We start from the raw sequence: 23,303 nt of genomic DNA, 5'->3' as shown, positions 1-23,303 counted from the left end.
AAACGGGCACGACCAGCGTGCCCGGAATTAACTTATTAAAGCCTTTAGAAACGGAAGGTGGCTGTTGCGACAACCTGACGCTCTGCGCCATAGAAGCAACCGTACGTCGCGAAGCAGCTTGCGACGTATTCACGATCCAGCAGGTTGTTGACGTTCACTGCCACGCTGGAACCGTTAAGACCGAAACGACCCAGATCGTATTTCACAACCGCATCCATCACAGTTGCGCTACCCACTTTGAAGGTGTTCGCCGGATCACCATAGCTGGAACCGAGGAAACGTCCACCGGTGCCTACGGTCAGGCCACTGAGGATACCGTCGTAGAAGGTGTAATCGCCCCAAAGTGAAGCCATGTGTTTCGGCACCTGCTCCGGGGTATTGCCCTTCAGCGTGGTGTCTTTCGTGTATTCCGCCTGGGTGTAGGTGTAAGACGCCGTCATGTTGATGTTGGCGTTCACTGCCGCTTTCGCTTCCAGTTCTACACCGCGGGAACGAATTTCACCGCCCTGGATAGAGGAGAATACGTGAGCAGGATCGGACATCAGGTTATTGGTTTTCGTCAACTGATAAACGGAACCGGTAACCACAACAGGCATATCTTTCGGCACATATTTCACACCGGCTTCGTACTGACGGCCTTTGGAAGGTGTGAACGTATTGCCCGAGAAATCTGCACCGGAGTTTGGCTCAAAGGATTCGCTGTAACTGAGGTACGGCGTAACCCCGTTATCAAACAGGTAGTTCAGACCGGCACGCCCGGTGAACTGGCTGTCATTACGCTCAGTGTAGTTATTAGCCTGATAAGCGCGGGTAGACTGCGTTAGCCAGTCATAACGACCGCCAACAGTCAGAACAAACTTGTTCCACTCGGCCTGATCCTGAGCATAGAGACCCGTTTGTTTCTGCTTGTTCTGCTGGTAAGGCGCGGCACCACCGAAATCGAAATCTTCGTAAACCGGGTTGTACAGATCCAGCTGCGTCGCAGTACCAAACGTGGCGTTCACGTCGTTGCGCATCTGCTGGAAATCGACACCGGTCAGCAGGGTATGATCCACGGCACCGGTCGCAAATTTGCTTTGTAACTGGGTATCAACCGCGAAGTTGTTCAGCTTCTCGTTATCCACCACGGTGCTGCGGTTCAACATATGATTGTTGATTGCTGTCGGACTGGTATCCAGTCCAACACCATAAACACTTTTCTGCGACGTTTTCGATTCAACATAACGCAGGTTCTGACGCACGGTGAAAGTATCGTTGAACTCATGGTCGAACGTGTAGCCAACCATTTTGTGAGACAGCGAATAAGTGTTATTTGGCGCACCTTCGTTGAAGCCGCTTCCCAGATGAGAGCCGTTTGGCAGTGGCTGAACGGTACCCTCTTTCGGTAACCAGCCGTAGTAACCCGTTTCAGGCGTGTCTTGCAGGTTAGCTAAGAAGGTGAAATTGGTTTTATCGTCAGGACGCCATGAGAAAGACGGCGCAATAGCGTAACGTTTTTCTTTCGACATATCCTGCTGAAGGTCGTTGGAGCGCGCCACACCGGTCAGACGGTAAGAGTACACGCCAGCATCGTCGATGGCATCACTGAAATCAAAACCGGTCTGCCAGAGATTATCTGTCCCCATTTTGAACTGCACTTCTTTCAGCGGTTCAGTGGTCGGACGCTTACTGACCATAGAAATGATACCGCCTGGGCTGCTTTTTCCGTACAGAACGGAAGTCGGACCGCGCATCAGTTCAACGCGTTCAAGCATGTAAGGGTCGATAAGGACTTCGTTGTAGAAATCACCTTGCAGCTTCAGACCATCCAAATAGTTATTCTGGTTAACTGAGCCGAAGCCACGGATTTTCACCGCATCATAGGTATTTGAAGATCCACGGGTTGAAACGGTGATACCCGGCGTGTAACCCAGCGCTTCCTTGACGGACTGTGGCTGGTGAGTATCCATTTCTTCACGGGTGACCACAGAAACAGACTGGGGAACTTTTTCGATAGGTGTATCGGTTTTGGTCGCCGTCGCGCTGCGTTTTGCAGCGATCGTCGGAGCCGGGCCCCACGCAGATTCAGTGGATGTCTGAGTCGCGCCGGTGACATTAATCGTATCTTCTTTTGCGGTTGCTGTGGTTGCTGCACCTGCGTAAAACGCGGTGGAGCCCAGAACGGCGGTAATGGTTAACGCGAGCGTCCGACGCTTAAATGCGCCTTTTTGGACTGAGTTTGAAAGCGAGCATTGAGAAGCCATTGCATTATCTCTGGAGTGGTAATGGGAATGTAAACGATAATTATTATTATGACCGTCGCATAATATGCGCATTGCGCGGGGCTCTGCAAGCCTATTTGACTCATAGATTGGCTGAATGAATAAAAAGTATCCCCATGTTAAGCATGGGTAAAAACGCCTATGAATTATACGGAATGAGTTGTGAAAGACCTGACGGGAATGTAAAACACGACGGGGAAATTTGAGTTAAGAATAACAATTAAAAAGGGCGCGATTTTCATCGCGCCCTTTAATGTTTCTGAAATCAACAATTTGTTACTGGCCGGAACCGAACATGTCCTTGATCCAACCGGCAACACCGTTGCTGTCTTTCTTCTCGTCCTGCGCCTGAGGTTGCTGGCCCTGAGGCTGTTGTTGCTGCTGTTGCTGCTGAATCTGCTGCTGTTGTTGCTGCTGTTGCTGCTGAACGGCAGAAACAGAAGCCTGGCACATAGCATCCGGTGAATCCGTCCACACCGGAATGGAACGCACGGTGCCACCGCCCAACATACCGCCGCCGCCACACACAAAGTTACCCGCGCCGTCGATATTCATCGGGCTGATACCTTCCGGCATTTGCAGATCAAGCGGCTGAGGCGTGCCGTTTTCCAGATAGCGGCCATACAGCACCAGTGCACCGGTCGAACCCCACAGCTTAGACGGGCCGTTGTTATCGCGGCCAACCCAGGTGATTGCGACCTGATTGCCGTCGATACCGGCAAACCAGCTGTCACGCAGTTCGTTCGATGTCCCGGTTTTCGCGGCCAGATGCAGTTTCGGGAATTTGTTCGCCAGCGCGCGCGATGTCCCTTCCTGAACCACCTGCTGCATTGCGTACAATGTCAGATAAGCGGCCTGAGCAGGGATCACACGTACTGCCTGCGGGAAGCTCTGGTACAAGACCGTGCCGTCTTCCGCAATCACCGAACGCACCGCCGACAGTGGCGCTTTGTTACCGCCGCTGGCAATGGTCTGGTATTCCTGCGCCACTTCCATCGGCGTCAGCGCGATTGCACCGAGCAACATCGACGGCGTCTGGTTCAGGGATTCTTTCGGGATCCCCAAATCAATCAGCGTCTTTGTGATGTTGTCGAGACCCACCGCCATACCGAGATTAACCGTCGGGACGTTCATGGAACGCGCCAGCGCATCGACCAGCAGAACCTGACCGCGGAACTGATGATCATCGTTTTTCGGCGACCAGATCTGACCGTTCGCCAGTTTCAGGTTCAGCGGCTGGTCAGCAAGAATGGTATTCAGACGGTATTTATCCGGCTGCGACAGCGCAGTCAGATAGGTCGCTGGTTTAGCCAGAGAACCGACCTGACGGCGCGCCTGCATGGCGCGGTTGAAACCGGCAAACTGCGTTTCCGCCCCGCCGACCATCGCACGCACTTCGCCGGTATAACGGTCAACAATCACCATCGCGGTTTCGATGTCGTTCAGGCCGCTTTTCTTGCGAAGTAACGGAATGCCTTCCTCAACTGCTTTTTCCGCCGCATCCTGAGAAATCGGATCCAGCGTGGTGAAAATTTTCACCCCGGACATGTCCTGAACTTTATCGCCCAGTTTGGCCTGCAATTCCTGACGCACCATCTGCATGAACGCAGGCTGCGGTGAAATCACCCCGCCTTTGGGCTGTACGCCCAGCGGACGCGCGCTCAGCATGTCATACAATTCCTGATCGATAACTTTCTGATCGACCAGCAAACGCAGCACCAGATTACGACGTTGCAACGCCATCGCCGGGTTACGCCACGGGTTATACAGCGATGCGCCTTTCACCATACCGACCAGCAATGCCTGCTGATCGAGGCTCAGTTCGTTCACCGGACGGCCAAAGTAGTACAGGCTCGCCAGCGGGAAACCGCGGATCTGATCCGAACCGCTCTGGCCGAGATATACCTCGTTCAGATACAGCTCAAGGATGCGATCTTTGCTGTAATCGGCGTCGAGCAAGACCGCCATCACCGCTTCACGCGCCTTACGGCTCAGCGAGCGTTCGTTGGTCAGGAACAGGTTTTTGACCAACTGCTGGGTCAGCGTAGAACCGCCCTGCACCGCATGACCGGCTGTCAGGTTCGCCACCACCGCACGGCCGATGGAATAGAAGTTAATCCCGTCGTGCTCGTAGAAATGGCGGTCTTCCGTTGCCAGCAAGGTATCAACCAGCAAGTCCGGGAAGCCGGAACGCGGCACGAACAGGCGTTGTTCGCCGTTAGCATTGGACGCCTGCAACATGGTGATCAAACGCGGATCCAGGCGGAACAGCCCGAAATCACGCTGATTATCCAGGTTTTTAATTTCTGACAGACTGTTGCCGTCAAACATAAGACGCGCGTTAACCTGCCCTTCTTTGCCTTCCGGGAAATCAAACGGACGGCGCAGTAAATCAATATAATTTGCGTGAACGGTAAATTCGCCCGGACGGGTGATGCGCGTCACTTCGCGATATTGCGTGCCTTCCAGCAACCCGACCATTTCAGCTTTGCTGATGGACATATCCGGCTCAAGGTTCACCTGACGACCATAAACGGCCGCCGGTAATTGCCAGACTTTACCGCCGTCGATGCGGCTGTGGATTTCACGGTTCAGATAGACCGCGTAAATGCCCAGCAGAATGGCAAAGACGATGAACAGCTTGACCAGCAGCCAGAAAATACGGCGTTTCAGGCTCTTCTTGCCGCCTTTTTTCGCTTTACGCGGCGGTGCTTTGCGGCTCATGCGAGATCCCCGTTCTTCTTCATAATCATCTTCATCCTCATACTCGTCATCGAGTTCCTCTTCTTCGTATTCGTCGTAGTCGTCATCCCGACGGCTGCGGCGAACCGGACGAGTCCGCACAGGCTTGCGCCCGGCGGGTTTACCTTTACGGCCAATTGGCTCGCGATCATCGCCAGACATCAGTCATTCTCCCCACGTACTGCTGTGTTCGTCATAAAGTTATTCTGCATAATGATTCTGTTTAGCTGAGTCATTTTCATATTCGATTCAAACGGATACTTTTTTATCCCGCAACGCGGGCAGCAAGGCGCTTACTCTGTGCCCGGCTTTGGTTAACTTCCAGAAGAAAGGTCTGAAAAAAAGCGACCTTTCCTGAACAATTTCGTCGCCACGCTTATTGCGCGGAATACTTCTTCGTTCGCCGCGTCGGAGCTGCTTCTGCCGGGTTGTCAGGCCACGGATGTTTCGGGTAGCGCCCTTTCATTTCTTTCTGCACTTCGCGGTACGAGCCCTGCCAGAACGCCGCGAGATCGGCGGTAATTTGCAAAGGCCGCTGCGCCGGAGACAGCAATTCCAGCACCACGGTCACGCGCCCTTCGGCAAGTTCAGGGCTGCGTTCTTCGCCAAACATTTCCTGCATCCGCACCGAAAGCGCCGGTGGCTGGTCTGCATGATAGCGGATCGGCAGGCGACTGCCAGTCGGGACGGTGTAATGCGTCGGTAAAGCGGCGTCAAGACGCTGACGCTGTTTCCAGTCACAAAGCCTTAATAAGGCATCATACAAATCAACCTGTTGCAGCGATTTTAACGAACGCACGCCCTGTAAAGAAGGCTGTAACCAGCTTTCCAGCCCGCCGAGCAGGGCCTCGTCGTCCATCGCTGGCCAGTCATCTTCCGGCAACCATTTGGCCGCACAGGTCAGGCGCAGGCGCAATTGTTCGGCGGCCACCGACCAGGTCAGCGCCTGCAAACCCTGCGTGCGGATCCAGTCGATCAGCGCCTGTTGCAGCTCGCCATCTTCCGGCTTCGCCAGCGGATTCGCTTTCAGCACCAGACGCCCGATTTGCCAGCGCCGCCACGCGCGCAGCGTACCTTTTTCTTCATCCCATTCGACCGCCGTCTGCTCTTTCACGACGTCCGGCAACCGCGCAGGCAGTTGTGTGATATCGAGCGAAATCGCCAGCAAAATTCGGGCGTCCGGGCTGTTGTTGCCCTGTAATAATTGCGGCGCAACCAGCCACGGCGCGCGGGTTAATCCGTCGTCCTGTGGCAAAGACGCGCCCAGCCCGTTCGCCAGCAGATAACGGCCATCTTCGCCGCGCCGCTGGGCGATACGGTCGCTGAAGGCCCGCGCCAGCAGCCACGGCGCGAGCGAGGCATCCGCGTCACCGCTTTTCGCACCGGTACGCTGCACCAGCTGTTTTGCCCGCCGCTGCCAGTTGCCCTGCGGACGGCTGAACCAGTAATCAATATCCGGCAATCCGCCGCGTGGTGGTTCTTCGAGCATGGCCGCCAGCAGAGCCGCCGTCGCCAGCGCGTCCGGGCTTTGCTGCGCCGAAGAAATCAACATCGCTGCCAGCCGTGGCTCGCAGCCGAGTTGCGCCATGCGCTGTCCGGCAGCGGTAAGTTTGCCCTGCGCGTCGGTCGCGCCAAGCTGATGTAAAAGGTGTTTTGCCGCCGACAACGCCGCCGCGGGCGGTGCATCAAGCCACTGAAGCTGGGCCGGATCCTGACACCCCCACTGCAACAGCTCCAGCCAGAAACTGCTCAGATCGCTTTGCAGGATTTCCGCTTCGGCCTGCGCACTGGCGCGTTCCCCCTGCTCTTTGCTGAACAGATGCCAGCACAATCCCGGCTCCAGACGCCCTGCGCGGCCTGCGCGCTGGGTCATCGACGCCTGACTGATACGCTGCGTAACGAGACGCGTCAGGCCGCTGCGCGGGTCAAACTGCGCGCTGCGCTCCAGACCGCTGTCGACCACCAGCCGGATACCTTCAATGGTCAGGCTGGTTTCCGCAATATTGGTCGCCAGCACGATTTTGCGACGTCCGGCGGGTGAAGGCTGAATGGCTTTTTGCTGCTGTTCTAAAGAGAGCGCGCCGTACAGCGGGCAGAGATCGACATCGTCTGCCACCTTGCCCGAAAGCAGATTTTGCACGCGGGTAATTTCGGAAACGCCGGGCAAAAACAGCAGCATCGAGCCGTGATTTTCACTCATCAGGCGGCTGACCACGCGGGAAACGCCTTCGTCCAGCCTTTCGTGAGTGGCGAGGGAAAGATACTGACGGTCAACCGGAAAACTGCGGCCTTCGGAGACGATCACCGGCGCATCAGGCAGCAGCGGCGATAAACGCAGATTGTCGAGCGTCGCGGACATGATCAGCAGTTTCAGATCATCGCGCAGCGCATTTTGTACATCGAGCAGCAGCGCCAGCGCCAGATCGGCCTGCAAACTGCGCTCATGGAATTCATCGAGGATCACCAGCGAAACACCGGTCAGTTCAGGATCTGCCTGCACCATGCGGGTGAGAATGCCTTCGGTCACGACTTCAAGCCGCGTCGCCGCGCTGGTTTTGCTTTCGGCGCGCATACGGTAACCGACAGTCTGCCCCGGCGTTTCGCCCAACTGCTGCGCCAGACGGAAAGCGACATTTTTCGCCGCCAGACGACGCGGCTCCAGCAACAGGATTTTCCCCGGCAGATTGCTCTGTTTGAGCAATTGCAACGGCAGCCAGGTCGATTTACCGGCACCGGTCGGCGCGAGCAGTAACACTTGTGGTGCCTGCTTAAGGGCGATTAAAAGCGGTTCAAGTACGGCGCTGACCGGCAAAGAAGACAATGAATTCTCCATGAGAGTTAACTTTAAACGGCGGGCATTGTAGCATTTAGCGCCAGATCCGGTATGTCGTGATTTTTTTAAACCAGGAATGAATATGTCTGCCGAGCGCCGCTTGTTTTTCGCCTTAGCGTTACCTGCAAAGTTACAAAAGCAGGTCATCAAATGGCGTGCCGATAACTTTCCGCAGGACACCGGCCGCCCCGTCGCGGCGGCGAACCTGCACATTACGCTGGCGTTTCTGGGCGAAATCAGTGAACTCAAAGCGGATGCGCTGACCCGCATCGCCGGGCGCATTCAGGCGCATAAATTCAGCCTGTGTCTGGACGATATCGGCCACTGGCCGGGTTCCGGCGTGGTCTGGATAGGCACGAAGCGCGCGCCCAATGCGCTGCTGCAACTGGCTTCGGTGCTGCGCTCTCACGCCGCGCGTAACGGCTGTCATCAGAGTACGCTGCCGTTTCATCCGCACGTGTCGTTGTACCGCAGCGCCACGCGGCCGGTGGCGATCCCACCCGCCACGCCCAACTGGCAACTGGACGCCGAAGGATTCAGTCTTTACGAATCGACTTACGAACGCGGGCGTACCCGTTACCGCTGCCTGCAAAGCTGGCCTCTGGCTGACATTCCGGCCATCTGAACCTCTTTCATACGGAAACTCTCATGCATTTCGAGCCAGCGCTTCAACCCGCTACCCTGATCAAACGTTACAAACGTTTTCTCGCTGACGTCATCACCCCAGATGGCCGTGAACTTACGCTGCACTGCGCCAACACCGGCGCAATGACCGGTTGCGCCACGCCGGGCGATACCGTCTGGTATTCCACCTCTGATAACGCCAAACGTAAATATGCCCACAGCTGGGAGCTGACCGAAACGCAGCAACATCACTGGATTTGCGTGAATACGCTGCGGGCAAACCAGCTGGTGCGCGAGGCAATAGAAGCCGGTCGCATACCGGAATTATCCGGTTACAGTAATTTATCGGCGGAAGTAAAATACGGCACCGAAAATAGCCGTATAGACTTGATGTTACAGGCAGAAAATCAACCTGACTGCTATATTGAAGTGAAATCTGTCACGCTGCTGCACGAAGGTCAGGGATTCTTCCCGGATGCAGTCACGCTGCGCGGCCAGAAGCATTTGCGCGAGTTACAGTCGATGGCAGAACAGGGGCAGCGAGCAGTACTTTTCTTCGCTGTTTTACATTCAGGCATTGAAAGCGTGTCTGCTGCACACCATATTGATCCCCGTTACACAGAATTGCTGACGCAGGTTCAGAAAAATGGTGTAGAAGTGATGTGCTACGGTGCCGCACTTTCTGCTGAGGGTATCCGCCTCACAGAACGTTTACCGCTGGTCACGAAATCGCTAAACGGATAAACCCAGTTCGGATAACCCTGTTATTAGCCGTCGGCGGCATAAAAAACAGGTCGCGAATACGCTTTTCCTCACAGGCTTGTCAAGCACCTGTCAGGAATAATTGCCAACCTCGTTGCCTTCTGTTATTTATAGCGGCCTGATTTTTTCCCCCGTTGGGGATCGAAATGTTCGAAGCCTCTCATTTGCAGACAATCTGTAAACGTTAAGGTGGATGAACATAGTGCGTGTTATGTAGGAGAAGCATCATGCAAGAAGGCCAAACCCGTAAGACGTCGTCCTTGAGCATTCTCGCTATCGCTGGGGTGCAGCCGTATCAAGAGAAGCCGGGCGAAGAGTACATGAACGACGCTCAGCTGGCTCACTTCAAAAAGATTCTTGAAGCATGGCGCAATCAGCTCAGGGATGAAGTAGATCGTACCGTTACACACATGCAGGATGAAGCTGCAAACTTCCCTGATCCGGTCGACCGTGCCGCTCAGGAAGAAGAATTCAGCCTCGAACTGCGTAACCGTGACCGTGAACGTAAGCTGATCAAAAAGATTGAAAAAACACTGAAAAAAGTGGAAGACGAGGATTTCGGTTATTGCGATTCCTGTGGCGTTGAGATTGGCATCCGCCGTCTTGAAGCACGTCCGACCGCTGACTTGTGTATCGACTGTAAGACTCTGGCAGAAATCCGCGAAAAGCAGATGGCTGGCTAAGTCCCGGGTTCCACGCGGTGCGTCATGCACCGCGTTCCCTTTAAAAGCACGACCCCATTCTTATGCCACAAAATCAATATACGGGCCGTTTCGCGCCTTCACCTTCCGGTGACCTCCATTTCGGTTCGCTGATTGCCGCACTCGGCAGTTATCTGCATGCCCGCGCCCAAAACGGCCAGTGGCTGGTTCGCATTGACGATATCGATCCGCCGCGTGAAATTCCCGGTTCTGCTGACCGCATTCTGGCCACGCTTGAACGCTATGGTCTGGAATGGGACGGTGACGTCGTCTGGCAATCCAAACGTCATGACGCCTACCGCGAAGTGCTGGACTGGCTGTATCAGCAACAAAAAAGCTATTACTGCACCTGTACCCGCCAGCGCATTACGCAAAGCGGCGGCTTTTACGACGGTCACTGCCGTGGCCTGAATTTAGGTGCAGAAAACGCCGCAATTCGCCTGCATCAGACCTTGCCGGTTTATAGTTTTGATGATGATTTTCAGGGGCATTTACAGGCCGAAAGCCAGCTGGCCGAAGAAGATTTTATTATCCGCCGCCGCGACGGGCTGTTTGCCTACAATCTGGCGGTGGTCGTTGATGACCATTTTCAGGGCGTGAATCATATTGTGCGCGGAGCCGATCTCATCGAGCCGACCGTGCGCCAGATTTCGCTTTACCGGCATCTGGGCTATCCGCAACCGGGATATCTGCATTTGCCGCTGGCACTGAATGAAAATGGCGACAAGCTTTCCAAACAAAATCATGCACCGGCGCTGCCTGAAGGCGATCCGCGGCCGGTAATCATTAACGCACTGAAATTTTTAGGCCAAACGCTGCCGGAAAACTGGCAGGATTACACTTTGCCTTTATTATTACGCTGGGCGACAACGCACTGGACGCCCTCTGAGATACCGCGTCAGGGCGCTTAATCACCGCTGAACTGACATCGGCATTCTCAAAGAGGCTATCGTGAGCTATGATTAGCCGCTGTTTTTGCGTCACGCCAATTTTTTCAGTCACTATCGAGGTGTACCATTTTTACCCGAGTAGCCAATTTTTGCCGTAAGGTGCTGGTCCGTGAAGATAAAGTCGTTCGTGAAGAAAAGGCTGTTCATGACGAAGCCGCACTTCATGGAGAAGTTAATCGTGAGGATAATTCCCGTCGCGATCCGTCTCCTGTGGCTGAAAACACTGTGAAGGCAAACCATCCTGAACGTCGTGACAACGAGCAACGCCGCGAAAATCGTGGCCGTCGGGATGACAACGCAAACCGGGGCGACCGTCGTAATAACAACAACCGTCGCTCAGCGCCTTATCAGCCGCGTGGCGAACGTAATGACAATCGCGGTGAACGTACCGACAACCGTGGCGAACGCAGCGAACAGCGCGCTCCGCGTACCGAGCACGTCCAGAAACCACGCCCGTCATTTGATTACGCGGGCGAAACCCGTGCGATGACCATCATTCCCCGCGATGAGCATAATATTTCCCGCCGTGACATCAGCGAAAACGCCCTGAAAGTTCTGTACCGACTGAACAAGTCTGGCTATGAAGCCTTCCTGGTGGGCGGTGGCGTGCGCGATTTGCTGCTGGATAAAAAGCCAAAAGATTTCGATATCACGACCAATGCAACGCCTGACCAGGTGCGCAAACTTTTCCGTAACTGCCGTCTGGTTGGCCGCCGTTTCCGTCTGGCCCATGTGATGTTCGGCCCGGAAATCATCGAGGTCGCCACGTTCCGTGGTCACCACGAACAGTACGAAGAAACCGACGATAAAAACGTTTCCCAGCAGGCCCAGAACGGCATGCTGCTGCGCGATAACATCTTCGGCACGATTGAAGACGATGCTCAGCGCCGCGACTTCACCATCAACAGCCTGTATTACGGCGTGGCTGATTTCACCGTCCGCGATTACACCGGCGGCCTGCGTGATCTGGAAAACGGCATCATCCGCCTGATTGGTGATCCGGAAACCCGCTACCGCGAAGACCCGGTGCGTATGCTGCGTGCGGTGCGTTTCGCTGCAAAACTCGACATGAAGATCAGCCCGGAAACCGCTGAGCCGATCCCACGTCTGGCGACCCTGTTACAGGAAATTCCGCCTGCGCGTCTGTTTGAAGAATCGCTGAAGTTGCTGCAAGCCGGCTACGGTTATGCCACGTACAAAAAACTGTGTGAATACCAGCTGTTCCAGCCACTGTTCCCGCTGATTGCCCGCCAGTTTACTGAGCATGGCGACAGCCCGATGGAACATATTCTGTTGCAGGTTCTGAAAAATACCGACTACCGTTTGCAAAACGATCAGCGCGTTAATCCGGCGTTCCTGTTCGCGGCAATGTTGTGGTATCCGGTGATTGAACATGCACAGAAACTGGCGCAGGAAGGCGGTCTGACGTATTACGACGCCTTCGCGCTGGCCATGAACGATGTGCTCGACGAACAATGTCGCACGCTGGCAATTCCAAAACGTATTACCACGCTGGTGCGTGACATCTGGGCATTGCAGCTGCGTCTGTCCCGCCGTCAGGGCAAACGCGCGCACAAGCTGATGGAACATCCTAAGTTCCGCGCCGCTTACGATTTACTGGTTCTGCGCGCTGAAGTTGAACAGCATCGCGAACTGCAAAGTCTGGCGCAGTGGTGGGGTGAATTCCAGGAAGCCACACCGGCCTCGCAGAAAGCCATGCTCGGAACGCTCGGTGACGACGCAACGCCTGCGCGCCGCGCACGGACACGTCGTCCGCGTAAACGCGCTCCCCGCAAGGACGGCGGTCAATGATCCGCGTTTACCTGGCTCTGGGAAGCAATCTCTCACGACCTCTCGACCAGGTAAATTGCGCGCTGGAGGCGCTGGCACATTTGCCGCGCACCCGTTTTGTCGCTGTCTCTCCGTTTTACCGCAGCAAACCGCTGGGGCCGCAGGATCAGCCTGATTATCTGAACGCCGTGGTGTCGCTCGATACGTTGTTACCACCGGAAGAGCTGCTCGATTGCACGCAAGCCATCGAGCAAAATCAGGGACGTGTCCGCAAAGCCGAACGCTGGGGCCCGCGGACATTAGATCTGGATATGCTGTGTTATGGCGATCGGGTGATCGAGACTGAACGTCTGACCGTGCCGCATTATCATATGAAAAACCGCGAGTTTATGCTTTACCCGCTGGCGGATCTGGCACCGGATCTGGTGTTCCCGGATGGCGAAACGTTGCAAAGCGTATTGGATCGCGTTCCGCTGAATGGCCTGAAAAAATGGTAAGCCGCTCAGCGACTTACCCGCACCTGTAATCCCCCTTCTGCTTTGTTCTGGTACTCCACCCGCAAGTGATGTAACTGTGCGATCCTCTGTACGATCGAAATGCCCAGACCGCTGCCGGTTTGCTCCTGACCGGGTGGCCGGTAAAAGCGTTCGCCCAGCCGCGCCAGATGTTCTTCCGAGATCCCCGGCCCCTGATCTTCTACCGTTAATCCCTGCGCATTCAGCGTGACCGACACAGTGGTTCCCGCCGGAGAATAACGAATCGCGTTATCCAGCAGGTTACGCACCATCAGCGAAAGGAGAAGAGATTGCCCGCGCATTTGCGGCGGCGTTCCCTGCTCTTCAAAACGTAATTCGATGCCTTTGCTGTGCGCGCGATAATCCTGCTCAGCCAGATTTTGTGCAAGCAGCGAAGGCCAGTCGATGATCTCCAGTTCTTCAGGTTCTGAAAAACTTTCCAGCCGCGAAAGCGTCAGCAGCTGATCCACCAGCCGCGTGGCGCGATCGATACTGGTAGTCAGGTTTTCCAGCGCATGTTCACGCATTTCAGTGTCGTCACCGGACAGCTGTACCACTTCGGTTTGCACGCGCAATGCCGCCAGCGGGCTGCGTAATTCATGCGCGGCATCGGAAGTAAACCGGCGTTCGCGTACCAGCATTTCACTGGTACGGTCGAACAGAGAATTCAGCGCGTTTGCCAGCGGAAGGACTTCACCGGGCAGACGGTCTGTGACAATCGGCGTGGCATCTTCCGGCGATCGCTGACGCAGCCCCTCTGCCACCCGGCGTAGCGGGCGGAGTTCCAGCGTCACCATCACAATCAGCGCCAGCAGCAATACCGGCAATGAAGCCAGCCACGGCGTCAGTTGCCCGCTGACTAAACTCCAGGCCATATCATTGCGGTAGTCGTATTCCTGCCCGACGGCCACGCGATATTGCCCGTCCGGCGACGTCAGCCAGACCATACGCCAGTCGTCGTGGTCGCCTTTAATCTCGTCATCTTTAAAGCCCTGCGTGTTGCTGTCGAAGCGGATACGTTTGCCGTTTTCGCCGTCGTTGAGCAGCATGTCGCCCTGCTGATTGAAAATCGCAAACGTCAGCGCATCGTCATCGGTGTGGCCGCGCGAGCCTTTTCGTACCATCTTTTTGGTGTCCGGCAGCTCGGCGTCTTTTTGCATATTCAACCGGTCGCCCAGCCCGGTAGCGGCCAGACGTTTGGCAAACAACATCTGTTGGGTATCAAACACTTCGTTGATGTGTTTGCGGGTCTGGTGCCACGCCACGCCGCTGGCAATCAGCCACGTCAGTAGTGCCAGCACGGTAAACAGCAGGATCAGCCGGAGGCGCAAACTCAGGTTTTTCAGCTCCTTCACGCGTTCTCCCCGGATGAAACATCGCCCAGCGTATATCCCACGCCGTGAACGGTGCGGATGAAGCTTTTGCCGAGTTTGCTGCGAAGATGGTGGATATGCACTTCAACCGCGTTGCTGCTGACCTCGTCGTCCCAGTTATACAGTTTTTCCTGAATCAGGGTGCGCGCCAGTACGCGGCCTTTGTTATTGAGGAACAGTTCCAGCACCGCGACTTCACGCGGCGTGAGCGTGACGGTTTCGCCGTTGAGCGTTACACTTCGGGCGGCCGGATCGAATTCCACTGCGCCGTGCGTCACTTTCGGCGTAACCACGCCATGACGGCGGCGGATCAGCGCCTGTAAACGCGCGGCCACTTCCACCAGCGCAAACGGCTTACACAGATAATCATCCGCACCGGCCTGCAATCCGCCGACGCGCTGTTCAAGCGCATCGCGCGCCGTGAGGATGAGTACCGGCGTGTCGAGACCGGCCTTGCGCCATTCACGCAGCAGCTCCATGCCGTCCATTCCCGGCAGGCTTAAATCGAGGATCACCGCATCGTAAGGCGCGCTGTCGAGCGCGGCCTTACCGGTCAGCCCGTCAGTAAACCAGTCGAGCGTAAACCCCAGTTTTGTCAGCCCGGCTTTGATGCCGTCGCCAATCATTTTGTCGTCTTCAACCAATAGAATTCGCATGGTTCCCTCCGTTTTTTTCATTATAGGCGAAGCTTCTTAATCACTTCTTAAGACCTGAATCATAGAGTCCGTTGCTGATCTTGCTGTCTGCATTTCGGCTCATACAGTAGAATACTGGCATCATATTCATCCGATGAATTATTCAAAGGAAAGTGTTCATGAAACCAACAACGCTGAGCCAGCTTCGCCAATGGAAGCAGGAAAAACACAAATTTGCGACCATTACCGCGTATGACGCCAGTTTCGCGCAATTGTTTGCCGAACAGGGTATCAGCGTGATGCTGATCGGTGACTCCCTCGGCATGGTCGTTCAGGGCCAGGATTCCACCCTGCCGGTGACGGTTGAGGAAATTGCTTACCACACGCGCTGCGTGCGCCGTGGCGCGCCTCAGGCTTTATTGCTGGCAGACCTGCCGTTCATGAGTTACGCCACGCCGGAACAGGCGTTTGAAAGCGCGGCAATCCTGATGCGTGCCGGCGGCAATATGGTGAAACTCGAAGGCGGCAGCTGGCTGTGCGATACAGTTAAAATGCTGACCGAGCGCGCCGTGCCGGTGTGCGGCCATCTCGGGCTGACGCCGCAATCCGTGAACATTTTTGGTGGTTACAAAGTGCAGGGGCGCGACGAAGTGGCCGCAAACCAGCTCATCAAAGATGCGATGATGCTCGAAGAAGCCGGGGCGCAGCTGCTGGTGCTGGAATGTTTACCCGTTGAACTGGCGCGCCGCGTGACCGAAGAACTGAGCATCCCGGTGATCGGCATTGGTGCCGGTAACGTGACCGACGGACAGATTCTGGTGATGCATGACGCGTTCGGCATTACCGGCGGCCATACGCCAAAATTTGCCAAAGACTTCCTCACAGAAGCGGGCGATATCCGCAGCGCGGTGCGTTTGTATGTCGATCAGGTTGCGCAGGGCGTGTATCCGGGCGAAGAGCATTCCTTTAAATAATCGGGAGAAGAAGTGTGCTGATAATTGACAGCGTGGCGCTGCTGCGTCGCGAGATCCGTGATTTTCGTAAAAATAACAAACGCATCGCGCTGGTGCCGACAATGGGCAACCTGCACGAAGGCCATATGACGCTGGTGGAAGAAGCCAAAGCGCGTGGCGACGTGGTGGTGGTGAGTATTTTCGTCAACCCGATGCAGTTTGAGCGAGCGGATGATCTTGAACGTTATCCGCGCACGTTGCAGGAAGACTGCGAAAAGCTGAACAAGCGCGGCGTGGATCTGGTATTTGCTCCGTCTCCGGCGGAGGTTTATCCGAAAGGCCTGACAACGCAGACGCAGGTCGATGTACCGGTGATTTCCACCATTCTGGAAGGCGCGAGCCGTCCGGGGCATTTTCGTGGCGTCTCTACCATCGTCAGCAAATTGTTCAATCTGGTGCAGCCGCAGGTAGCCTGTTTCGGCCAGAAAGACTTCCAGCAACTGGCGCTGCTGCGCACGATGGTTGAAGACATGGGCTACGACATTGAAATTATTGGCGTACCGATTGTCCGCGCCAAAGACGGTCTGGCACTGAGTTCGCGCAATGGTTATCTGACCCCGGAAGAGCGTAAAATAGCGCCACAGCTGAACAAGATCATGACCGCGCTGGCGGAGCGTCTAAGCCAGGGCGAGCGTCACGTTGAAGAGATGTTGCAGGAAACCGCGCAACAGCTGCGTGAAGCCGGATTTACGCCTGATGAGTTGTTTATTCGTGATGCCAAAACCTTGCAGGAATTGTCCGTCGACAGCACATCTGCGGTGATCCTGATGGCGGCATGGTTAGGGAAAGCCCGGCTGATTGATAATCAAGAGGTTGATCTGACGCAGTAGACAGCGCAGCTCAAATCGGCAACTATGTTGGCCGCCGGAAATATCGGAATTTTATTATCTCCGCCCGGTGGGTTCCCTGATTTTTTACGCAAGTAAGGTATATGTGATGATCCGCACTATGCTGCAAGGCAAACTGCACCGGGTTCACGTGACTCAGGCAGATTTGCACTACGAAGGTTCCTGCGCCATCGACCAGGACTTTCTCGATGCTTCAGGCATTTTAGAATACGAAGCGATTGATATTTATAACGTTGATAACGGTCAGCGTTTCTCAACTTACGCCATCGCGGCAGAACGCGGTTCGCGTATTATTTCGGTTAACGGCGCTGCGGCGCGCTGCGCCTGTGTCGGCGATCTGCTGATCATCTGCTCTTACGTGCAGATGTCTGACGCTGATGCCCGCCAGCACAAACCGAAAGTGGCTTATTTTGAAGGTGAGAACCAGCTAAAACGCACCGCGAAAGCCGTGCCGGTTCAGGTGGCTTGATTCTCTGAGCAACACATAAAGAATTATAAAAAATCTGAATCCCCCCAATCATTCGAGTTGCATCACAAAAGGCTTTAGCCTTTTGAACAGCGCTTGCGCTGGCCCCTATGGGGCGAGGCTCTGCCGAGTAACGCGGCAATTGAGTGAATCCCCGGGAGCATACATAAGTATGTGACCGGGGTTCACGAGGGCAGCCAACGCAGAGGCGGCCCGAAAGATGAAGGGGATTAACTTCTCAGACCGCGTCCGCGTTCAATCAGATACCACGCCAGCAGATAAAATACCGCGATAAACGCCACCAGCACGCTCATCGTGAAGATCAGCGGAACGTCACTGACGCCAAGGAATCCGTAGCGGAAACCGCTGATCATGTAGACGATCGGGTTCAGCTTGGAAATCGCCTGCCAGATTGGTGGCAGCAACGACAGCGAGTAAAACACGCCGCCCAGATACGTCAGCGGAGTCAGCACGAACGTCGGGATCAGGCTGATATCATCAAACGTGGTGGCAAACACCGCATTCAGCAAACCGCCCAGCGAGAACAGGATCGCGGTCAGCAGCAGTGTCAGCGCAATCACCCACCAGGAATGGATCACCAGCGGCACGAAGAACAACGAAATCGCCGTGACCAGAATCCCCACGCAAATCCCACGCGCCACGCCACCGCCGACATAACCGGCGATCACCACGTGCGTTGGCACCGGTGCAACCAGCAGCTCTTCAATATTGCGCTGGAATTTCGCGCTGAAGAAAGACGAAGCCACGTTAGCGTAAGAGTTGGTGATTACCGCCATCATGATCAGGCCCGGCACGATGAACTGCATGTAAGTAAAACCATGCATGCTACCGATTTGCGAACCGATCAGATTGCCGAAAATGATGAAATAAAGTGTCATGGTGATCACCGGTGGAACCAGCGTTTGGATCCAGATCCGGCCAAACCGGTTGATCTCTTTCATCCAGATACTTTTGAGTGCTACCCAATACAGTTGCGACATTATTTCTTTTCCCCGCTGCCGTTCACCAGCGTGACAAACAGCTCTTCCAGACGGTTAGCTTTGTTACGCATACTTAATACCTGTACGCCCTGCTTGCTCAGCTGGCTGAACAGGGAATTCAGGCCTTGTTCACGCATGACTTCAACTTCCAGCGTCGACGTATCTGTCAGCTGGCTGCGGTAGCCTTCAAGTACCGGCAGCGGGCTTTTCGCCCCTAAATCCAGAATGAAGGTTTCGGATTTGAGCTTGGACAACAGCGCTTTCATGCTGGTGTTTTCCACCAGTTCACCGCCCTGAATGATGCCGATATTGCGGCACAGCATTTCGGCTTCTTCCAGATAATGCGTGGTCAGAATAATGGTCGTGCCCTGTGCATTCAGCTCTTTCAGGAAACCCCACATCGAGCGACGTAGTTCGATATCTACCCCGGCGGTCGGTTCGTCGAGGATCAGCAGTTTCGGTTCATGCATCAGCGCGCGGGCAATCATCAGACGACGCTTCATGCCACCTGAAAGCATGCGGGAACGCTCATTACGCTTGCCCCAAAGATCCAGTTGGGTCAGATATTTTTCGGCACGTTGAAGCGCCAGCGGACGCGGCACGCCGTAGTAACCGGCCTGGTTGACGACAACCTGCATCACAGTTTCAAACGGATTGAAGTTGAATTCCTGCGGCACCAGCCCGAGCTGACGCTTGGCGTTGACGATATCTTTGTCGATGTCGTAACCGAACACCTGAACTTTACCGGCAGTTTTGTTCACCAGTGAGCTGATGATGCCGATGGTCGTCGATTTACCCGCACCGTTCGGCCCCAGCAGGGCATAAAAATCGCCGGCTTCGACGCGCAGATCGATACCGCGCAAAGCCTGTACACCACCGGCGTAAGTTTTGGTTAACTTTTCCAGTTCCAATGCATAATTCATAAAGGAAGCGTACCTTGTTGTGAAAACCCTGTTGTAGGAATGCGTAAAAGGAGATGTTGAATCGGTTTTAAAAGACGGAGCATTGCCCTATATTACTCCATCGCTGTTGGCTCGTTACAGGCTATTAACCTCAATGAATGATATAGAAAAGCTCATCAGTAATAATGCCAACTGGTCCAAGACCATGATCGACGAAGATCCTGGCTTCTTTGAACGACTTTCCCAATCTCAAAAACCCCGTTTTCTGTGGATCGGTTGCTCCGACAGTCGCGTTCCCGCTGAGCAATTGACCGGGCTTGAACCGGGCGAACTGTTTGTTCACCGTAACGTCGCCAATCTGGTTATCCATACTGATCTCAACTGCCTGTCCGTTGTGCAATATGCTATCGACGTACTGGAAGTGGAACACGTCATCATTTGCGGTCACTACGGTTGCGGTGGCGTACAGGCAGCGGTTGAAAACCCTGAACTGGGTTTGATTAATAACTGGTTATTGCATATCCGGGACATCTGGTACAAACACAGTTCCCTGCTGGGCGAACTGTCACCAAATCAGCGTCTCGATAAATTGTGTGAGCTGAACGTCGTGGAACAGGTTTACAACCTCGGCCACTCCACCGTAATGCAATCAGCCTGGAAACGCGGCCAGAAAGTCACCCTGCACGGCTGGGTTTACGGCATTCAGGACGGACGACTGCGCAATCTCGAAGTCGACGCCACCAGCCGCGAAACGCTGGAACAGCGCTACCGTCAGGGCGTCTCCGCCTTACTGAACGGCAACCCGCAATAACAAGCCGCCCCACTCTACAGAAAATTAAAAAACAAAAGGCACAAAAATGTGCCTTTTTTAGTGAGATTTTTCGGGAAAGACTGTCAAGGGCGTAGCCGATGACGTCAGTTCTGACGGGGGAAGCGCGGGGCAACTGCAATGGACATAAAGTCCATGAGGAATGCGAGCACTTCCCGCGCCGGAAATGGCTAAACCGGGTAGCCAGGCACTATTCGTCCAGCATAACCACTTTGCCGACATACGGCAGATGGCGATAGCGCTGGGCGTAGTCGATGCCGAAACCGACAACGAATTCGTCCGGGATCGCAAAACCGACGTATTCCACTTTGACTTCAACTTCACGGCGTTCGGGTTTGTCGAGCAGGGTACAAATTGCCAGTGATTTCGGGCCGCGCAGTTGCAGGATTTCGCGCACTTTGCTCAGCGTGTTGCCGGAGTCAATGATGTCTTCGACGATCAGCACATCTTTGCCCCGAATGTCTTCGTCGAGATCTTTCAGGATTTTGACATCGCGAGTCGTAGACATGCCGTTGCCGTAGCTTGATGCGGTCATGAAATCGACTTCATGCGGCACATCAATGGCGCGGCACAAATCGGCCATGAACATAAAGGAACCGCGCAGCAGCCCGACCAGTACCATTTCGCTGCCGCTGTCACGGTAGTGGTCGGTAATTTTACGGCCCAGCTCTTCAATTCGGGTTTTGATTTCCTGTTCGGAAATCATGACATCAACGCGATGTTTCATATAAAGACTAACCACCTGATTTAAGAATATTTATCGCCGTTATTGGAAGAAACGGCGACCATATAGTGGATGGGATTATATCAAAGAACCCGCCGATGAGTAACGCCGGTGTCAGCCAATACCGGCCTGGTGCAGGTCATGCAGGTTGATGGCTCCCACCAAAATACCCTCGCTGTCGACCACCGGTGCGGCACTGATGTGCTGTTCGTGCAGGGCTTCCAACGCTTCACCCGCCCGCCATTGGGCAGGAAGCTGGTATCCCGGACGGCTCATCGCGCTCACCAGCGGATCATCCAGGCTATGTCCTTTCACCAGCCAGCGGCGCAAATCGCCGTCGGTAAAAACGCCCACGACATGCAGGCTGGCGTCACACACCGCAACCAGCCCCAGGCCGGTGCGACTCAGCTCCAGCATGGCATCCATGACATTTTTCTGGCTGTCGACAACAGGCAGACGATCGCCGGTGCGCATCAGATGATGGACGCGGTTGAGCAATCTGGCGCCCAGACTCCCCCCCGGATGTGACCGCGCGAAATCCTCGGCGCCGAAACCACGGTGGCGCATCAGTGCCATCGCCAGCGCGTCGCCCATCATCAACGTATTTACTGCGCTGGACGTCGGCGCGAGCCCCATCGGGCAGGCCTCGCGCTCAACGCTGATGTCGAGCACGCAATCGGCCGCCTGCGCCAGCGAGGAATTTTTGCCGCCGGTGATGGCGATCAGGCGCGTCTGGTTTTCTTTCAGTAACGGCAAAATCGTATCCAGCTCTTTTGCTCGGCCGGAATAAGAAATGAAAATCAGCACGTCATTGCTGCCAATCATCCCCAGATCGCCGTGCAGGGCTTCGGCGGGATGAACAAAGAACGCAGGCGTCCCGGTGCTGGCCAGCGATGCCGCGATTTTCTTGCCGATATGGCCGGATTTCCCCATACCGGAAACCACTGCTTTACCGGTGCAATTTAGTAATAAGCTGCACGCACAAAGGAAATTATCATCAAGCCGCGTCAGTAAACGTTTCGCTTCTTCAATCTCAATTTCCAGCGTTTCGCGTGCGTAGTTCAGTAATGAATCATTCATCGTCTTCCCCGACTAAAATAATGCGGATCCCCAGTTTTTCGATGGCCTCACGATAAGGAGCAGTTAACCCGCTGTCAGTGATCAACGTATCGACTTTGCCCAAATTACAGACCACGTTCGGGCTTTTGCGCCCGAATTTTGAGGAATCTACCAGCAGGAAAATACGTTCGGCGGCATTGCACATCGCCTGGCTGACGCCGTGAACTTCGTTAAACGTGGTGACCCCCCCGTTCAGATCAACACCATCGGCACCGATAAACAGTTTGTCGAAGTTGAATTGATCAAAAGCGCTTTCCGCCAGGCTGCCATGGAAAGAAGAGGATTTTTTACGGTAGGTGCCGCCCGGCATCAGAATGGTTTGATCATTATCAAGCTCGACCAGTGCATTGACGATATGCAGGCTGTTGGTCATAACCGTGATGTTATTGAACTGACTGAGGAAAGGCACCATCTGCATGACCGTACTGCCTGCGTCGAAAATGAGGGAATCGCCGTCCTGAATTTCGCTAATCGCGGCGCGGGCAATGCGCAGCTTTTTACCGGTATTAATGTGTGTTTTACGGTCGATGGGCTGGTCGCCTTCTTCGCGGCTCAGAACCACGCCGCCGTAGGTACGAATCACAGCACCTTCTTCTTCCAGCAGAGTGAGATCTTTCCGGATGGTGGTGCCTGTAGTGGCGAAATGCGCTGCCAGATCTTCCACCGCCGTCTTACCAAATTGCTGCAAATGCTCCAGTATCGCCGCCTGCCGTTGCTTAGGTTTCATCACGATTTCCGCTCAAATTTTCAGATAAATTCACTCGCCATCATTCTTTTTGAAAGATAATAGCTTTTAAAGTGAAAATATCATGATTTCGGTTCAATCGCTAATGATAGTGCGGTTTGAATATTCGGATCTTTCGGGAAGATCACACCTGTCATCAATTGTTCGCGTTTCATTCCATTAAGAGCAGTAAAGGGCTGAGGACGGGCAAAGATGGTCAGTCCGCGCAGCAGAAAACCCGCGCAGACCTTTTCTTCTTTATCGAAAGCCAGCGCCAGCACAACGCGCGGTTTGAAGCGACCGCCCGAACGCCCGACGCCCACTGAACCGCATAAACACAGCTGGTCAAAAGCATGATTGAAACGCTGCAACTGCCACCAGCCCAACACAATCTGCGCTACCCATGCCAGCATCGCGCACGCAATCAGTGCTGAAGTCGAGGTCATCGTTTTCTCCTTAAAAAACCCGCCCCGGTCTCAGACAAGGGCGG

Annotated in this window: 21 protein-coding genes; 10 read left to right on the top strand and 11 right to left on the bottom strand. The window is 54.7% G+C overall.

Annotated elements, in window-relative coordinates:
• Positions 1 to 44: 44 nt before the first annotated feature.
• The 3 genes from fhuA to hrpB all read right to left on the bottom strand — a co-directional run bounded on the left by fhuA (position 45) and on the right by hrpB (position 7,824).
• Positions 45 to 2,243 carry a ferrichrome porin FhuA gene (fhuA, locus tag GW579_RS11020; protein WP_152327662.1) on the bottom strand — a complete coding sequence of 733 codons (2,199 nt, stop codon included), beginning with the start codon at positions 2,241 to 2,243 and terminating at the stop codon, positions 45 to 47.
• Between the two features lie 294 nt (positions 2,244 to 2,537).
• Positions 2,538 to 5,165 (bottom strand): bifunctional glycosyl transferase/transpeptidase, encoded by a 2,628-nt coding sequence (mrcB, locus tag GW579_RS11015; protein ID WP_165059055.1) that lies wholly within the window; start codon positions 5,163 to 5,165, stop codon positions 2,538 to 2,540.
• Positions 5,166 to 5,379: 214 nt separating this feature from the next.
• Entirely contained in the window at positions 5,380 to 7,824 is a 2,445-nt protein-coding gene (hrpB, locus tag GW579_RS11010) for an ATP-dependent helicase HrpB (RefSeq protein ID WP_165059705.1), read from the bottom strand.
• 94 nt (positions 7,825 to 7,918) lie between these two features.
• Between hrpB and thpR the strand changes: the two genes are divergently transcribed.
• The 6 genes from thpR to folK all read left to right on the top strand — a co-directional run bounded on the left by thpR (position 7,919) and on the right by folK (position 13,161).
• The gene (gene thpR, locus GW579_RS11005) at positions 7,919 to 8,461 is read left to right on the top strand and encodes an RNA 2',3'-cyclic phosphodiesterase (protein WP_165059053.1); all 543 of its coding nucleotides are present in this window, start codon (positions 7,919 to 7,921) and stop codon (positions 8,459 to 8,461) included.
• 23 nt (positions 8,462 to 8,484) lie between these two features.
• Positions 8,485 to 9,204: a DNA/RNA nuclease SfsA gene (gene sfsA / locus GW579_RS11000; protein ID WP_165059051.1), complete on the top strand. Its 720-nt coding sequence runs from the start codon at positions 8,485 to 8,487 to the stop codon at positions 9,202 to 9,204.
• Between the two features lie 245 nt (positions 9,205 to 9,449).
• Entirely contained in the window at positions 9,450 to 9,905 is a 456-nt protein-coding gene (gene dksA, locus GW579_RS10995; RefSeq protein ID WP_095924702.1) for an RNA polymerase-binding protein DksA, read from the top strand.
• 62 nt (positions 9,906 to 9,967) lie between these two features.
• Positions 9,968 to 10,834, top strand: a complete 867-nt coding sequence (gene gluQRS, locus GW579_RS10990) for a tRNA glutamyl-Q(34) synthetase GluQRS (protein ID WP_165059049.1) — start codon at positions 9,968 to 9,970, stop codon at positions 10,832 to 10,834.
• Positions 10,835 to 11,359: 525 nt separating this feature from the next.
• Complete coding sequence (pcnB, locus tag GW579_RS10985; protein ID WP_204902605.1) at positions 11,360 to 12,685, top strand: polynucleotide adenylyltransferase PcnB; 1,326 nt, start codon at positions 11,360 to 11,362, stop codon at positions 12,683 to 12,685.
• Positions 12,682 to 13,161: a 2-amino-4-hydroxy-6-hydroxymethyldihydropteridine diphosphokinase gene (gene folK, locus GW579_RS10980; protein WP_152327656.1), complete on the top strand. Its 480-nt coding sequence runs from the start codon at positions 12,682 to 12,684 to the stop codon at positions 13,159 to 13,161. The genes pcnB and folK overlap by 4 nt, the downstream gene beginning before the upstream one ends.
• Positions 13,162 to 13,166: 5 nt before the next feature.
• Here folK and qseC read toward each other — a convergent pair whose 3' ends face one another.
• Positions 13,167 to 14,525 carry a quorum sensing histidine kinase QseC gene (gene qseC, locus GW579_RS10975; RefSeq protein WP_165059703.1) on the bottom strand — a complete coding sequence of 453 codons (1,359 nt, stop codon included), beginning with the start codon at positions 14,523 to 14,525 and terminating at the stop codon, positions 13,167 to 13,169.
• Between the two features lie 5 nt (positions 14,526 to 14,530).
• Positions 14,531 to 15,208: a quorum sensing response regulator transcription factor QseB gene (qseB, locus tag GW579_RS10970; RefSeq protein ID WP_165059045.1), complete on the bottom strand. Its 678-nt coding sequence runs from the start codon at positions 15,206 to 15,208 to the stop codon at positions 14,531 to 14,533.
• Between the two features lie 158 nt (positions 15,209 to 15,366).
• Between qseB and panB the strand changes: the two genes are divergently transcribed.
• From panB to panD, 3 genes are all read left to right on the top strand, one after another.
• On the top strand, positions 15,367 to 16,161 hold the full coding sequence (gene panB, locus GW579_RS10965) for a 3-methyl-2-oxobutanoate hydroxymethyltransferase (RefSeq protein ID WP_165059044.1): 795 nt from the start codon (positions 15,367 to 15,369) through the stop codon (positions 16,159 to 16,161).
• A 14-nt stretch (positions 16,162 to 16,175) separates the two neighbouring features.
• The gene (panC, locus tag GW579_RS10960; RefSeq protein ID WP_152327653.1) at positions 16,176 to 17,030 is read left to right on the top strand and encodes a pantoate--beta-alanine ligase; all 855 of its coding nucleotides are present in this window, start codon (positions 16,176 to 16,178) and stop codon (positions 17,028 to 17,030) included.
• A 106-nt stretch (positions 17,031 to 17,136) separates the two neighbouring features.
• Positions 17,137 to 17,517, top strand: coding sequence for an aspartate 1-decarboxylase (gene panD, locus GW579_RS10955; protein ID WP_101075221.1), 381 nt, complete (start codon positions 17,137 to 17,139; stop codon positions 17,515 to 17,517).
• A gap of 227 nt (positions 17,518 to 17,744) precedes the next feature.
• Here panD and GW579_RS10950 read toward each other — a convergent pair whose 3' ends face one another.
• Entirely contained in the window at positions 17,745 to 18,515 is a 771-nt protein-coding gene (locus GW579_RS10950) for an ABC transporter permease (RefSeq protein WP_152327652.1), read from the bottom strand.
• Positions 18,515 to 19,438: an ABC transporter ATP-binding protein gene (locus tag GW579_RS10945; protein ID WP_152327651.1), complete on the bottom strand. Its 924-nt coding sequence runs from the start codon at positions 19,436 to 19,438 to the stop codon at positions 18,515 to 18,517. The genes GW579_RS10950 and GW579_RS10945 overlap by 1 nt, the downstream gene beginning before the upstream one ends.
• Positions 19,439 to 19,571: 133 nt before the next feature.
• On the opposite strand from GW579_RS10945, the gene can reads away from it, so the two are divergent.
• Positions 19,572 to 20,228 (top strand): carbonate dehydratase, encoded by a 657-nt coding sequence (can, locus tag GW579_RS10940; RefSeq protein ID WP_152327650.1) that lies wholly within the window; start codon positions 19,572 to 19,574, stop codon positions 20,226 to 20,228.
• A 208-nt stretch (positions 20,229 to 20,436) separates the two neighbouring features.
• On the opposite strand, the gene hpt is transcribed toward can, so the two are convergent.
• The 4 genes from hpt to gutM all read right to left on the bottom strand — a co-directional run bounded on the left by hpt (position 20,437) and on the right by gutM (position 23,259).
• Positions 20,437 to 20,973 carry a hypoxanthine phosphoribosyltransferase gene (gene hpt, locus GW579_RS10935; RefSeq protein ID WP_152325080.1) on the bottom strand — a complete coding sequence of 179 codons (537 nt, stop codon included), beginning with the start codon at positions 20,971 to 20,973 and terminating at the stop codon, positions 20,437 to 20,439.
• A gap of 111 nt (positions 20,974 to 21,084) precedes the next feature.
• Positions 21,085 to 22,050, bottom strand: a complete 966-nt coding sequence (gutQ, locus tag GW579_RS10930; RefSeq protein WP_152325081.1) for an arabinose-5-phosphate isomerase GutQ — start codon at positions 22,048 to 22,050, stop codon at positions 21,085 to 21,087.
• Positions 22,043 to 22,816: a glucitol operon DNA-binding transcriptional repressor SrlR gene (gene srlR, locus GW579_RS10925; protein WP_152325082.1), complete on the bottom strand. Its 774-nt coding sequence runs from the start codon at positions 22,814 to 22,816 to the stop codon at positions 22,043 to 22,045. Before srlR ends, gutQ begins: the two co-directional genes overlap by 8 nt.
• A gap of 80 nt (positions 22,817 to 22,896) precedes the next feature.
• Entirely contained in the window at positions 22,897 to 23,259 is a 363-nt protein-coding gene (gene gutM, locus GW579_RS10920) for a transcriptional regulator GutM (RefSeq protein WP_165059042.1), read from the bottom strand.
• Between the last annotated feature and the right edge of the window lie 44 nt (positions 23,260 to 23,303).

Source organism: Rahnella contaminans (assembly GCF_011065485.1).
Lineage (GTDB): Bacteria > Pseudomonadota > Gammaproteobacteria > Enterobacterales > Enterobacteriaceae > Rahnella > Rahnella contaminans.
This window is presented reverse-complemented; position numbering and strand designations above follow the sequence as displayed.

Excerpts from the sequence above, each read along its gene's own strand:
- fhuA (WP_152327662.1), bottom strand. The coding sequence starts at position 2,243 with ATGGCTTCTCAATGCTCGCTTTCAAACTCAGTCCAAAAAGGCGCATTT.
- mrcB (WP_165059055.1), bottom strand. The coding sequence starts at position 5,165 with ATGTCTGGCGATGATCGCGAGCCAATTGGCCGTAAAGGTAAACCCGCC.
- thpR (WP_165059053.1), top strand. The coding sequence starts at position 7,919 with ATGTCTGCCGAGCGCCGCTTGTTTTTCGCCTTAGCGTTACCTGCAAAG.
- sfsA (WP_165059051.1), top strand. The coding sequence starts at position 8,485 with ATGCATTTCGAGCCAGCGCTTCAACCCGCTACCCTGATCAAACGTTAC.
- dksA (WP_095924702.1), top strand. The coding sequence starts at position 9,450 with ATGCAAGAAGGCCAAACCCGTAAGACGTCGTCCTTGAGCATTCTCGCT.
- gluQRS (WP_165059049.1), top strand. The coding sequence starts at position 9,968 with ATGCCACAAAATCAATATACGGGCCGTTTCGCGCCTTCACCTTCCGGT.
- pcnB (WP_204902605.1), top strand. The coding sequence starts at position 11,360 with ATGACCATCATTCCCCGCGATGAGCATAATATTTCCCGCCGTGACATC.
- folK (WP_152327656.1), top strand. The coding sequence starts at position 12,682 with ATGATCCGCGTTTACCTGGCTCTGGGAAGCAATCTCTCACGACCTCTC.
- qseB (WP_165059045.1), bottom strand. The coding sequence starts at position 15,208 with ATGCGAATTCTATTGGTTGAAGACGACAAAATGATTGGCGACGGCATC.
- panB (WP_165059044.1), top strand. The coding sequence starts at position 15,367 with ATGAAACCAACAACGCTGAGCCAGCTTCGCCAATGGAAGCAGGAAAAA.
- panD (WP_101075221.1), top strand. The coding sequence starts at position 17,137 with ATGATCCGCACTATGCTGCAAGGCAAACTGCACCGGGTTCACGTGACT.
- GW579_RS10950 (WP_152327652.1), bottom strand. The coding sequence starts at position 18,515 with ATGTCGCAACTGTATTGGGTAGCACTCAAAAGTATCTGGATGAAAGAG.
- GW579_RS10945 (WP_152327651.1), bottom strand. The coding sequence starts at position 19,438 with ATGAATTATGCATTGGAACTGGAAAAGTTAACCAAAACTTACGCCGGT.
- can (WP_152327650.1), top strand. The coding sequence starts at position 19,572 with ATGAATGATATAGAAAAGCTCATCAGTAATAATGCCAACTGGTCCAAG.
- hpt (WP_152325080.1), bottom strand. The coding sequence starts at position 20,973 with ATGAAACATCGCGTTGATGTCATGATTTCCGAACAGGAAATCAAAACC.
- gutQ (WP_152325081.1), bottom strand. The coding sequence starts at position 22,050 with ATGAATGATTCATTACTGAACTACGCACGCGAAACGCTGGAAATTGAG.
- srlR (WP_152325082.1), bottom strand. The coding sequence starts at position 22,816 with ATGAAACCTAAGCAACGGCAGGCGGCGATACTGGAGCATTTGCAGCAA.
- gutM (WP_165059042.1), bottom strand. The coding sequence starts at position 23,259 with ATGACCTCGACTTCAGCACTGATTGCGTGCGCGATGCTGGCATGGGTA.